This is a genomic window from Thalassotalea euphylliae, assembly GCF_003390375.1.
Taxonomy (GTDB): domain Bacteria; phylum Pseudomonadota; class Gammaproteobacteria; order Enterobacterales; family Alteromonadaceae; genus Thalassotalea_F; species Thalassotalea_F euphylliae_A.
Genome location: NZ_QUOT01000001.1, coordinates 4083047 through 4096453, shown reverse-complemented (window position 1 = coordinate 4096453; position 13407 = coordinate 4083047). Strand labels below are relative to the sequence as shown.

The following is a 13407-nucleotide window of genomic DNA, read 5'->3' as shown; positions in this document are numbered from 1 at the left end:
GTTTATTTTACGACAACTTTTACGACAATGCTGTCATAAAAAGTGACTCACTTTCTCCTATTGGCAGTTACCGCTTTCCAGTAACTTTTCCGCCAACGTTAAGAAAATTCTCGCTTGTCTTGCTTTTTCCGGGTTACCGGCATTTAAATCACGTGAACGCTTATTCATTTCTACGCGTAAGTCACGACACGATTCTGCGCTATTCGGCGCTTCCCTAAATGCCAATTGGTCTTGACCTTGGGCTAAGTCTTGATCAGAAATAGCGTCGCTGTTATCAGCTACTTGTTCGGGAAATTGTGCCGTGTCGGCTTTTGATGTGATACCTGGCTGAACAAAGATAAGTTTGGCGTTCGGATTGTTCGGCATATCTGAATAATGCACGTTGCCGTCTTTATCCACCCAGCGATAAACTTCAGCAGATTGAAATGCTGCTACGCTTGTTGAAAGTGTCAAAAACATTAACACTAATAAACGGTTAGCCAAAACTTGCTCCTTGTTGTTCGCCATTTTGCTCAGTATAGCCCGAACATTGCTGTAAGCCAACTGTTCGAGCTTTGAGCAAATAATCACAGAAAAATTTCGTAAACCACTCAACCCTAGGTTTGTGGTTTTTGAGCAGCAAATGTCATTGTGTAGCCTGTTGCAGAGCTTTCATCATTAGTCAGAATCAAGTATTGCTCGGCTGAGTCTTCATCAAGCGTTAACGATTGAGTCGCTAATATCACATCACTACTATTAACTTTTGCAACCACGTAAACCTGATAGGTATTGTTCAATAACAGCATGCTTTCATTAGACGCATAGGCGATTGTGTCTTTGTACTCGGCAGTTTCTATAAGCTCGTCACTTCGCACAAAATAGACATTTACAGAGCCAAAGTCCTCATCATCAATCAAATTAACAATATTCACATTGTGCTGGTAAATGCCTTGGTAGCTGCTGTTACTGACAACGAGCGAATTAATGGTTACGTCAATTTCATCGACAATGCCATCACCATTCTCGTCTACATCGCCATCACCGTCTTCATCGACAAATTCTTCAGAGGCATAGAAGAATACTGTTCTGTCAGCATTTTCAGTTAAGGTCACCAAATGGTTTTTAAGCAATTGCTCGCTTGAATCAGGTAAAGTCAGTGCAAAGCTGTAATCACCATAGGCGGTTGCAATCGCATCACTAAACTGACCAATAGCCAAACTCTCAATTATCGCCTCTTGATCAGCGGTATCCATAAACAAATCAAATTCGCCTTCATAACTCGCCAACTGCTCTGTTAATTGGATCGCGTTGTAAGCGCGAAAACGGGCAGTTGAGCCAAGTTGTTGATACTCAGTAGCACTGCTACTAGAGATCACATCGATAACAAAAGGCGTGCTATCAACACCTAAATTTTCACGTACCGCTAACACATACTGAGAAGTGTATTGAAATGGCACCTCTTCCGACTGGAATAACACTTCATCACCACCATTTTCGGTGATATAGAAAGTGTAATCGTCTTGAACTAGTTTGTGATTGATCGTCAGCTCTGTATAGGCACTGCTATCAAGCAGCTCAGCTTCATTGAAGGTTTCACTACTTTTCGACACGTATACATCCAGATTGTCAAAATTTGCATGTAGGTTTAGCACGCGTAAATTGAATAAGTCGTCAGTGCTATCGTCTTCATCATCAACGATCGGAATGTTGTAGCTTAGAATACTTGGAGCAGTTATATCCCCTGCTAACACCAAGAAATTAATCATATCGCTTTCAATCGCGATTTCTTGCTCGTAAATAATGGTCAAATCATCATGGTCGTTACTATCTTCACTTTGCCAACCTAAATCGACAAAAAAGCTATTTGTTGGCAATTCGTTTCGACTACTGACATCGGTAAAATCTACCGCTGTGTAAGTGCGCTCTATTTCATCATCGCTGTCTTCTTCGGGATCTTCATCAACTGTCATGTATATAGCTGGCGCGTTTGCTGATGCATTGTAAAGCTGGATGTAGCCTATATCTGAGCTATCATCAGAGCTTGAACCACAAGCACTAAGCAAGAATAAACTGGAGAGAATTGATAAGCCTGAACGGGCTTTAACAAGTTGAGATGTTGGCAAAAAACTGGAAAGCATATGTCATCCTTTTGTCGTTATTAATACGCAGTTAGCACAAGCGAATATTCGCTGTTAAATGCGCTTAATAGAGTAAGAGGATTTAGCTTAGTTCCAGAGGTTTGCCCTACTTTACATAGCTTTACGCTTCTTTACGTCACTGGTAAATTACACTGCTAAATTACACTTATAAAAACTCTCTATAGGAAACTCGAATGCCGCATTTTGTGATTGAATGCTCGAAAAACATTACTGAACTTGTTGAGGAAACTGAGTTAAATCTGGCTGTTCATCAAGTTGCCGCCGCTAGTGAGCTATTTACCCTAGGTGACATTAAGGTGAGAACCAACAGCTACAGTACATATTTAGTTGGCGGCACCGAAACAGGGAGCTTTATTCATGTTTTCGCCAACATCATGCAAGGTCGAACGGTAGAGCAGAAAGCGGCGCTGTCAAAAACGGTGGTAGAGCGCCTCACTGAACTGTTGCCCAGTGTTTCTAACATTGCCATGAATGTTAATGATTTTGAGAAAGCGAGCTATTGCAATAAAGCTATGCTTTAATTGTTTTGCGACACGACAAAAAAATTACTAGAAAAACACAATTAGAAAAACAACAAGGGTCAAAAGGATGACACATCAATACAGCACTTCAATAAAAAAATTAATCAGCGTTAGCCTGTTAGCACTATTTGTTTCGGCCTGTGCACCTGAAGTCGGCAGCGAAAAGTGGTGCAAACAAATGAGCGAAAAACCTAAAGGCGATTGGACCGCAACTGAAGCAAAAGACTACGCCAAGCATTGCGTGTTTAATTAACCCTTTTTGATAACAAAGGGAAAAACACTAGCTTTAGCCACCATTTAGTTAAAGTTAGTGTTAATAAAGCCCTACTAATCAAGTGATTCTAACCGCCACTTTCATTGAGTTTTTAGCCTTTTTATTGCGCTAAAACAAAGAAAAAATCCTCGCCCACTCGTTTGCCGCATTTGCGTGAGTAAATTCTGCGACATATTGTCGCACTTGCCACTTTTCCTTTGCTAACAGCAGTTTAGCTAAAGACAATAAGATTAAATTCTTCATCTACTTTATACCAATTTGATTAATTATTTAGTCTCTCAGAATGGCATAAGCAGTATTAGAACAAACGAAATTTATGACGATATAGTTGTTCTACATCAAGTGAATTTTGTGCAGTTATCATGCTGCTTATGCATTCCCAAGGGCGAGTTTTAAAGGCTCATATACTGCGTTATGCCGTTTGACAAGGGAGTAACCATTCTCTACACGCCAAGCCTTGTCTATGAGCCTTTAAATTCTCGCTGAGTGATCAAATAATTATTCAATTTGGTATTAATTAAATTGAGCTAATCTCGTTATGTCATGCTGCAATAGAAATTCTTGTGATCTTTACAACAAACCTGTCAACCCAATTACCAAATCAATCACGCTTGCTTGTTCGATACTAGCCAGCACTTCAGCCGTAGCTTATGCCGACGATAATATTGAAAACATTGACGCACTCGAAGTGATCACCATCAGCCATCAACGCTATGACTTACATAGCTTAGAGGAGCATTCAGCGATTGCAAAAGGCAGTACCAGCGTGCCTGATTTAGCGAACTGGCTAGCTTCCGTGCCCGGTGCCAATATCAATCGCAATGGTCCAGTCACGGGGATTGCCCAATATCGTGGGTTATTTGGTGATCGCGTTGCCACCACGATTGACGGTCATCCGATCATAGGCGCAGGCCCAAATGCCATGGATACGCCGCTGAGCTATTCAACACCTTTGATTGTTGACGCACTAACCGTTTACCGCGGCGTCGCACCTGTTGCTGCGGCAATTGATACGCTTGGCGGGGCAGTGCAAGTGAAAATGCGTAAAGCGGATATCAGCCAACAACAGCAATTAGAGATGTCGGGCGATTTGCAACTGGGATATCGCAGTAACAATAAAGCAGAAACTGGCGCCGGTGTTATTAATCTCAGCCAAGGCAATTGGGGCGCTATGCTCTTTGCCAATGTGCAACAAGCTGATGATATGGAAACAGGTAGTGGCAAAGACATTAGCCCGACTGAGTTTCAAAAGCGTCAGTTTGGTGGGGATTTTCGTTTTGATAATGGTAATAAAAATATTGGCCTCACCTATCACTACTTAGATACGCAAGATTCAGGCACGCCCGCCCTACCGATGGATATTGAATATATTTTTAGCCATCGTGTTAGCCTAGACGGCGGCTTTAGCTTGGCGAATTGGCAAATAAACTGGCAGTTAGGTTATTTAGATGCCGATCACAAGATGACCAATTTCTTGCTGAGGCAAAATAACAACCCAATGCGTCATCGCCGCAATCACGCTGAATCTGAAACGATTGACGTTAAGTTAAGCGCCGAGCAAGCCTTTAGTTTTGGCGAACTTACCTTAGGTATTGATGGCTATTTTGCTGAGCATGATTCATTTATTTCTAATCCCAACAATGCCATGTTCTTTGTTAATAACTTTAATCAAGTGGAAGATAATCGCTATGGCCTATTCGCCGAATTAGTTACAACGCTTACTAATAGCAAAATTAGCTACGGCTTGCGCTTAAAACGAGCAGAGGCTGATGCGGGTAATGTCTCAACATCGATGGCAGCTATGCCAATGCCAGCCATGCTATTAAATCGCTTTAACGGTGCAGATCGCAGTGTCAGCGAAACCGATATCGACCTAGCGATCAATAGCGAAACAAGGCTCACTGACAACTTATCACTTTCAGCAGGCGTTGGCGTAAAAACCCGCGCACCATCATACCAAGAGCGCTACTTATGGCTGCCAATGGAAGCAACAGCAGGCTTAGCAGATGGCCGCACTTATATTGGCAATATCAATCTCGATTCAGAGCAAGCTTACCAGCTAGATTTAGGCGTTAACTACCTTGATCAAAATCTCTCGATTAGCCCTCATATCTTTTATCAGAGTATTGATAACTATATTCAAGGCACGCCGTTACCGATGAGTGAAATGGCCGCGCGTATGGTGGCACAGATGATGGCAGGCGATTCAAATCCACTGCAGTTTACCAATGTCGATGCCAAGTTGTATGGGGCAGATATCAATTGGCAATACAAGTTTAACGAGCACTGGCAGATATCAGGCATTGCCAGTTATGTGCGAGGTGAGCGCCGTGATATTGATGACGAGCTTTATCGTATAGCGCCACTCAATGGCCAGGTGACAATCAGTTACCAAGGCACTGACTTTACCACTAACCTTACATTGGTCGCGGTTGCCAGCCAAAATAAGGTGTCTAACACTAATCTAGAGCAAACCAGCTCAGGCTATGGCTTAATCAACCTAGACGCTCAGTATTTCGTTAACACGTCACTGACCCTTAAAGCAGGAATTGATAATGTATTTGATAAAGATTATCGCAGTCATTTAAGCGGTTATAACCGAGTGCAAGGGAGTGATATTCCGGTCGGCCAACGGTTACCCGGAGAAGGTGTGAGCGCTTGGCTAGAAGCGAGTTACTCGTTCTAAACTTACTTTAACTACCTTATTAATTAGCTCAACCTGAACGAACTCAATTGATTCAGCTGAGCTAATTACTTTTAATTTTTCAATATGGCTATCAAGCCAGTGACTTATCCACTCCCAAGCCTCTTCCTACAGCCCCCCATAAACAAAAACTCTTGCCAAATCATTCAACTGATTTAAGCTAAGTTTTCTTGTCTAAAAAATAACAACGAAAACAATTGGCTTAGCGCATGGCAAACAACACAATCGACACTTCTTTAGCTGAAAATTCTATCACTAAAAACAAAGCTGAAAACAAACAAGCCGTTGACCCACGTAAACTTAGTGGTTTAGAGCTGCTTACCACCTTAATTAATCAGCAAGTACCACCACCAAGCATTGCTGACACCATGGGCGTTTATTTGGTTGAAGTGCGCGAGGGCTATGTAAAATTTGAAGCGACTGCCTCAGCACAGCATTTAAATCCGATGGGCGGCGTACATGGCGGCTTTGCCTGCACTGCACTTGATTCTGCCACTGGCTGTGCGGTTCATACTATGCTCAAGCCGGGGGAAGGCTACGGCACCATCGACATTAACGTAAAAATGATGCGCCCGATTCCTGTGGGTAAAACCCTTTACGCGGAAAGTCAGGTCATCAATATGTCAAAATCACTCGGAGTGTCAGAAGGCAAGCTAGTGGATGATGAGGGTAAGCTCTATGCATATGCTTCTTGCACTTGCAAAATCATTCGGTAGCTCACTTGCTGCTGCCGCCTAACTAAATAACTGCATAGCTACGTAATTAAATTGCTACGTGATTAAATTGCAACATAAGCAAAACTATATTTCCTAACGAGTATCATGAGTATTCAAGTTCACACCCATATCACCAATCATATTGCGACGATTGCCTTTACCAGCCCTGAGCACCACTTTATGACCCTTGAGCTGTTAGAAGCCATTCAAGCAGCTTTCTCGAAACTAGCGCGTGACCCGCAAGTGCGCGTGATCATTTTGACGAACTCATCGCCCGGCTATTTTATTACTCATTACTCGCTGGATGAAATCAATCAACATATGCAGCAAGTGAGAAAAATCAAAGCACTAACCGGCCCCTTGTTCCCAGTATCCGTCCGTCTGGTCATGGCACTGTCAAAAGCCATTGTGCGCCTTGATCGCTTTCCCTCTGTGCGAAATGTTATCGACCGCGCCGCGAAATATAACTTTATTGAAACCACACTGACTTATGCGCGGGTAAATCGCTTTTTACAGCAAGTGAGAAATAGTCAAAAACTGGTGATTGCGGCAATTGGTGGCAACGCCCAAGGCTTTGGTATGGAGCTAGCAATGGCCTGTGATTTTCGCGTGATGGCAAGAGGGGATTACTACCTTGGCCAAATTGAATCACTCATCGGCCTAATGCCGGGCTCAGGAGGCATGCATAGCCTCACAAGACTAATTGGTGAAGCCAAAGCAATTGAGCTAAGTATGTTAGGTAGCCGTTTAACTGCTGACGAAGCAGAGCAATTAGGGCTTATCTATCAAGCAGTTGACGAAGCTGAACTAGCCGAGGCCAGTGGTCAACTTGCCGAAAAACTCGCAAGAAAATCGCCGTTATCGCTTAGCTATATTAAGCAAGGTATTCACAAAGGGCATAAACAAAGCTTTAGCCAAGCGCTAGCACAAGATGAAGTTGCTTTTGTTGATACCGCCAGCACTGACCTAGCGGCAAAAGCTTATCAAAACCAGCAAGCTAGTCAAGTTGGGGGTAAGACAATAAACGTGGCGTTTGACCATCAAGAAGCTAGCGATATTAACGAGGAGTAACTAACCTATGGCGTCTTTGCCCGTTCAAACTCCATTTGCCGAGCAGTACGTGCTGCCAACTCAATTCCGTCAAATTCATAACTTTGGTTTCGCAGAGCAAGTTCAATTAGTCGAAAACTCATATCAATCCCAGCGGAAATACCTGCTGAGGTAAGAATATTACCTTGCTCGACCCAGCGAACATTTTCTCGCACAGTAAGGCTCGGAAATAAGGCGCTCAACTCGCTAATATCTTGCCAATGGGTCGTTACTTGATGGTTAGTAATCACCTCAGCTTGTGCCAGTAAAAATGCACCAGTACAGACCGAAGCTGTGAACTTTGCTAGCTTGTGTTGGTGTGAAATCCAATCAATCACATCTTGCTTTTGCATTTCGTCGTTATGAACACCACCGACAACAATCAGGATATCTAGCTTAGGATGATTATCAATGCTGTATTGGCTCATTACTTGATAACCCGCACGAGCCGTCACCAAGCCGCCCTGTTCACTAATCAAGAACGTATTAAATACTGATGTATCGCTAATGCGCTCGGCAGTGGTAAAGACTTCGAACGGGCCAGTAAAGTCCAGTACTTCTGCGTTATCATAAATATAAATACCAATGTTCAAATGCACCTCCTAGGCAAACCGTGCGCTACTTAGTTACGTAAACCACTACGCTAGTTGAGAATAGCGAGTTGCGTGTTACACTAGCGCTTCAAATTTTTCCATCAATTCGACAATCCACTATACAGGTTTCATGAGTAATTTTACTAGTCTGCTGACCCCGTCACTTACCGAAAATTCAAGTAGCAAAATTGATAAAAAAGAATGGGTTAACCTACCAGGTTCCAGTGCCAGTGTGGCGCTTTACTATGCTTCAAAAAATTCGCAAAAAGGCAGCCAGCAACCGTTTTTAATCATTACTCACGACACCCCAAGTGCGATTCGACTTGAGCATGAATTATTGAGTTTAGACAGCCAAAACGAACTCAGTATTTGCTTGTTTCCCGACTGGGAAACCCTGCCTTACGACAGCTTTTCGCCGCATCAGGACATTATTTCGCAGCGTTTGGCAACATTGTACGATTTATCGCGTATGGAGCACGGCATTGTCATCGTGCCTGTGACCACGTTAGTGCAACGACTAGCACCGAAAGCTTACCTTGATGCCAATGTGCTACTCGTGAAAAAAGGCGATCGTAAAGATTTACCTGAGCTGAAAAGAGATCTTGAAGCAAGTGGCTATCGCCATGTTGACCAAGTGATGGAGCACGGTGAATTTTCTGCTCGTGGCGCTATTTTAGATTTGTTCCCGATGGGCAGTAACCAACCATTTCGCTTGGACTTTTTTGATGATGAAATAGAAGAAATTCGTCTGTTTGATCCAGATACTCAGCGCTCTAGCGACAAGGTTGAAGAGATTAACTTACTGCCAGCTCATGAATTTCCAACCGATCAAGACGGCATTAACTTATTTAGAAGTCAATATCGCGAAAACTTCAAAAGCACGATAGACAAAGAGTCGGTTTACCACCAAGTCAGTAATGGCATTATGCCAGCGGGCATCGAGTATTATTTGCCACTGTTTTTCGAGCAAACCAATACACTATTTGATTACCTGCCACAAAATACCCTGCCGTTTGTGATGGGTGATATTGAACAAGCACTTGGCCAATACTGGCATGATATTGAATACCGTTACGACGACCGACGTTACGACCCAACGCGACCACTGCTGCCACCCGAACAGCTGTTTTTATCGGTAGAAGAACTATTTAGCGCATTAAAACCCTTTGGCCGCGTCACAGTTTCTGAGCCAAGACCACCGCGTAAAAAGCCATCACAGCATTTATTTAACTGTGAAGCGCTGCCAGAGTTGGCGATTGATCATCAACAAAAAACACCATTTGCCGCCTTAGATGCCTTTATTGCCGCGCATAAAAAAGCGCGTATTTTATTTGTGGCTGAATCACAAGGCCGCCGTGAAAGTGTGCTTGAACTGTTAAAGCGCCACGATATCAAACCTGCAAGTGTTGAATCGCTTGACGAGTTTATCGAGAGCGACACTGCAACCGCTATTACCGTTAACACCCTTACCAATGGCTTTTTCTTCACGTTAGATGAGGACGGCAATAAGCAGGCTATTGCGGTAATTACCGAAACGGAATTACTCGGCGATCGCGTCAAGCAAACGCGTCGCCGCGCCAAAGCGCAAGACAATCAAGCGGATGCAATTTTCAAAAATTTAGCAGAGCTCAGCCCCGGCCAGCCGGTGGTGCATATCGACCACGGTATTGGGCGCTACCTTGGCCTGCAAACCATTGATACGGGCGGTTTAACTACTGAGTTCTTAACATTGAGCTACGCCAATGACGCCAAGCTCTACGTGCCTGTTGCGTCATTACACTTAATTAGCCGCTATTCGGGTAACGATCCAGAGCAAGCACCACTGCACAAACTGGGTAACGATACGTGGAGCAAAGCTAAGCGCAAGGCTGCCGAAAAAGTTAAAGACGTAGCAGCTGAGCTGCTGGATATTTACGCTAAACGTGCCAGCAAGCAAGGTTATCAATTTAAGCGCAATAAAGAAGATTACTTAGCCTTTGCCGCCAGCTTTGGCTTTGAAGAAACCATCGATCAAGAGCAAGCCATTCATGCCGTGGTCGGTGATATGCTAGATCACAAACCGATGGATCGCTTGGTGTGTGGTGATGTTGGCTTTGGTAAAACTGAAGTAGCAATGCGCGCCGCCTTTGTAGCCGTTAACGATGGCAAGCAAGTGGCGATGTTAGTACCAACTACGTTACTAGCCCAGCAGCACTATGAAAACTTCCGTGATCGCTTTGCCAATTGGCCTGTTACCATTGAAGTACTGTCGCGCTTTAAAACCGCGAAAGAGCAAAACACGGTGATTGAAAAGGTAGAAAGCGGCCAAATTGATATTTTGATTGGCACTCATAAGTTACTGCAAAATACCATTAAATATAAAGATTTAGGCTTGCTAATTGTTGATGAAGAGCACAGATTTGGCGTTAAGCAAAAAGATCAAATTAAGCGCCTGCGCAGCGATATTGATATTCTGACTTTAACCGCAACGCCAATTCCACGTACCTTAAATATGGCAATGGGCGGTATGCGTGATTTATCCATTATCGCCACGCCACCAGCGAAACGCTTAGCAGTGAAAACCTTTGTTCGTCAGCGTGAAGATGCGCTAATTCGCGAGTCAATTTTACGTGAGATTCTGCGTGGTGGTCAGGTGTATTTCCTGCACAACAATGTTGAAACCATTGAAAAAACCGCTCGCGATATTGAAGCGCTTGTGCCAGAAGCCAAAGTGGTTACCGCTCATGGTCAAATGCGTGAGCGCGATCTAGAGCGCATTATGAGCGATTTCTACCACCAACGTTTTAACGTATTGGTGTGTACTACCATCATCGAAACCGGTATCGACGTGCCAAGCGCTAACACCATTATGATGGACAGAGCTGACAATCTTGGCCTTGCCCAGCTGCATCAGCTGCGTGGCCGTGTTGGTCGCTCGCACCATCAAGCCTACGCTTACTTGCTCACGCCACATGAAAAACGCATGACCAAAGATGCGAAAAAACGCCTTGAAGCGATTGCCTCACTGGAAGATCTAGGCGCAGGCTTTACGCTAGCCACCCACGATTTAGAGATTCGCGGCGCCGGTGAACTATTAGGTGAAGATCAAAGCGGCCAAATGAGCCAAGTCGGCTTTAGCCTTTATATGGAAATGCTTGATGAAGCGGTTGCCGCGCTTAAAGCTGGTAAAGAGCCGTCACTGGAAAATATTACCGCCAAACAAACCGAAGTGGACTTGCGCATTCCTGCGCTACTACCAGAAGATTATATTTTCGATGTCAGCCTGCGTCTGAGTTTGTACAAGCGTATCGCGAGCTGTAAAGACAAAACTGAGTTAGACGAAATTCAAGTAGAGCTGATCGACCGCTTTGGCCTATTGCCACAAGCTACCAAAAACCTTGTTCATATTGCCAAGTTAAAGCAAAAAGCACAGGGTTTGGGGATTTCGCGCATTGAAGTGGGCGCTGGCTCTGGTTCGTTTGAGTTTAGTGATAACACGCAAGTCGACCCAATGAAAATTATCGGGCTAATTCAGCAACAACCCAAGGTGTTTAAAATGGAAGGGGCAAACAAGCTTAAAATTGTTAAAGCTACCGAAGATGCAGCTCAACGCTTTGGCCTAGTAAACAATGTGTTAGCAGAGCTTACCAAGCACTAGTAAGCTCTGTTATGATAGCTTTATGATGATAACTTTGCCTCTGTTTGCAACAAGCCTGTGGTTAGCCAAGTAGTATGCTCAACAAGAAATTAGCGCAGCTCAAAACAATAATTAAGCCAACGTGTGCACTCTTGCCTGTAGCGGCTATGCTGTTAAGCGCCCCCAGTTTTGCGGCTAGAAAAATCGACAAACGCTGGTTTGAAGTTGAGGTGATCTTGTTTAGTCAGCTTGGCGACAAAGCGCAGCTCAATGAGAACTTTTCTGGTCAAGCGTCACTGCCACGCTATCGCCAAGTTATCGACTTGCTAACACCTTATCTGCAACCTGATACCTCAACTTTGGAGCTGCTGCTGCCAAGTTGTGAAGGTCGAGTATATGCGCCGGGCTGGCAAGCAAAAGTCAGCCTGCCTGCACTACATCAAGCAAAATCGTTAGATGAAATTGAACAGTTACCAACGGAAGAACCGGAGTTGGGTTCAGCAGCTTTAGCTCAGGCTGAGCAAGCTACTATACCCGAAACACTGCCCGAAATAATGGTAGATGATGAACTTAGCAACCAGCTGCTTTCAGAAGGTGAAAATAGTCTAGCAGCCGACATCGATGAACAAGAAAGTATTGTTAGTAATGGTGTTAGTGAGTCTCCAGACTCGATCGAGACAAATTCAAATGACCTAGGGTTAGTTGAAGCGTTTATTCCGCTTACTGAGCAAGAATTAATCTCAGTTGCTGACGCAGAACAAACATTTGATTCACCTGAACTTGTATTTGATTACCAGCAAGTTACTACTTCAGAACAGGCACTGTGCCAGCCAATTATCACCAATGCTGAAAGTACAATTAGCGATTACTATGCATTAAGCCAAATTGCCAATAACAAAGACTCAGTTGTTATTCCGATAGATAATTTTTCAGGCCGAGTTGATGGCAATGAATTTGTTTACAGCAACGCCCCGTATTTAATTGATGCCGACTCACTAAAATTAAAAGATATCGCGCTACAGCTTAGACGCAGCAAGAATTTTAAACCTTTGCTACACCTTGGTTGGCGACAGCCTCTCACCAATCGTAAAAAGCCTGCTCTAGAACCAGCCATTCGTTTATTTACCGGTGACCACTACCAAGAGCAATATCGCCAAGCAAAAGCTGATTATCAATCACAATTGTCGTTAAAAGCATTGGCTGAGCAATTATCATCAGCAGATGAGAGCCCGATTGATGACATCAACAACGCGGAACTTGCTAGCAATAATCAACAAGCGGCACTACTGGCAAGCATTTATCAGCAACTAGATGAAGACGCATTTACGCTGGAATCTGTGCTGGCAGATATCGATAATCCAGACACTAGCACGCTAGGTTTAGATGAAAATAGTGGTGAAAGCCTACTAGTAGAGGGGCAACTGGCGGCAGAAGAAGCATTAGTTGAGCCTACAGCGCCAAACCAAGATTGGCTGCTTGATGGCCTGTTTAGACTTCACCTTAATCACTATTTGTTTATCACCGCAGACTTTAACGTCGCAGTACCTTACGCAGCAGATGAATTCGCTGAAAAACAGGCAAACCAGCAAGCGATTAACACGGATAAATTTACTTATAAACTGATCCCGTTTAGCCAGAATAAACGTGTGATCAGCAAAGAAGTACACTATTTCGATCACCCGTATATGGGTATGGTGGTGCAAATTCGTCGATATAAACCACCAGTACCAGAAACCAAGACAGAGAATGAGTAAGA

11 protein-coding genes are annotated in these 13407 nt (G+C 43.8%); 7 read left to right on the top strand and 4 right to left on the bottom strand.

All coding sequences use genetic code 11. The annotated features are described in order from the left end of the window. Positions 1–57 precede the first annotated feature (57 nt). Complete coding sequence (locus DXX94_RS17945; RefSeq protein ID WP_116018018.1) at positions 58–507, bottom strand: DUF4124 domain-containing protein; 450 nt, start codon at positions 505–507, stop codon at positions 58–60. Between the two features lie 89 nt (positions 508–596). Then, the gene (locus tag DXX94_RS17940; RefSeq protein WP_116018016.1) at positions 597–2117 is read right to left on the bottom strand and encodes a hypothetical protein; all 1521 of its coding nucleotides are present in this window, start codon (positions 2115–2117) and stop codon (positions 597–599) included. A 194-nt stretch (positions 2118–2311) separates the two neighbouring features. Here DXX94_RS17940 and DXX94_RS17935 point away from each other — a divergent pair, with 194 nt between their 5' ends. Together DXX94_RS17935 and DXX94_RS17930 are read left to right on the top strand one after the other, a co-directional pair. After that, the gene (locus DXX94_RS17935; RefSeq protein ID WP_116018014.1) at positions 2312–2659 is read left to right on the top strand and encodes a 5-carboxymethyl-2-hydroxymuconate Delta-isomerase; all 348 of its coding nucleotides are present in this window, start codon (positions 2312–2314) and stop codon (positions 2657–2659) included. Positions 2660–2726: 67 nt separating this feature from the next. Further along, complete coding sequence (locus DXX94_RS17930; protein ID WP_116018012.1) at positions 2727–2912, top strand: DUF3012 domain-containing protein; 186 nt, start codon at positions 2727–2729, stop codon at positions 2910–2912. Positions 2913–3041: 129 nt separating this feature from the next. Here DXX94_RS17930 and DXX94_RS19605 read toward each other — a convergent pair whose 3' ends face one another. Next, the gene (locus DXX94_RS19605) at positions 3042–3176 is read right to left on the bottom strand and encodes a hypothetical protein (protein ID WP_258872209.1); all 135 of its coding nucleotides are present in this window, start codon (positions 3174–3176) and stop codon (positions 3042–3044) included. A 295-nt stretch (positions 3177–3471) separates the two neighbouring features. Between DXX94_RS19605 and DXX94_RS17925 the strand changes: the two genes are divergently transcribed. From DXX94_RS17925 to DXX94_RS17915, 3 genes are all read left to right on the top strand, one after another. Continuing rightward, positions 3472–5619: a TonB-dependent receptor gene (locus tag DXX94_RS17925; protein WP_116018010.1), complete on the top strand. Its 2148-nt coding sequence runs from the start codon at positions 3472–3474 to the stop codon at positions 5617–5619. Between the two features lie 227 nt (positions 5620–5846). Then, on the top strand, positions 5847–6353 hold the full coding sequence (locus tag DXX94_RS17920) for a PaaI family thioesterase (RefSeq protein WP_116018008.1): 507 nt from the start codon (positions 5847–5849) through the stop codon (positions 6351–6353). 105 nt (positions 6354–6458) lie between these two features. Continuing rightward, positions 6459–7424 carry an enoyl-CoA hydratase/isomerase family protein gene (locus DXX94_RS17915; protein WP_116018006.1) on the top strand — a complete coding sequence of 322 codons (966 nt, stop codon included), beginning with the start codon at positions 6459–6461 and terminating at the stop codon, positions 7422–7424. A gap of 5 nt (positions 7425–7429) precedes the next feature. Here the strand turns inward: DXX94_RS17915 and DXX94_RS17910 are convergent, their stop codons facing one another. After that, entirely contained in the window at positions 7430–8035 is a 606-nt protein-coding gene (locus tag DXX94_RS17910) for a DJ-1/PfpI family protein (RefSeq protein ID WP_116018004.1), read from the bottom strand. Positions 8036–8165: 130 nt separating this feature from the next. On the opposite strand from DXX94_RS17910, the gene mfd reads away from it, so the two are divergent. Both mfd and DXX94_RS17900 read left to right on the top strand, forming a co-directional pair. Then, positions 8166–11672 carry a transcription-repair coupling factor gene (gene mfd, locus DXX94_RS17905; protein ID WP_116018002.1) on the top strand — a complete coding sequence of 1169 codons (3507 nt, stop codon included), beginning with the start codon at positions 8166–8168 and terminating at the stop codon, positions 11670–11672. Positions 11673–11746: 74 nt separating this feature from the next. Further along, positions 11747–13405, top strand: coding sequence for a CsiV family protein (locus tag DXX94_RS17900; RefSeq protein WP_116018000.1), 1659 nt, complete (start codon positions 11747–11749; stop codon positions 13403–13405). Positions 13406–13407: the final 2 nt, after the last annotated feature.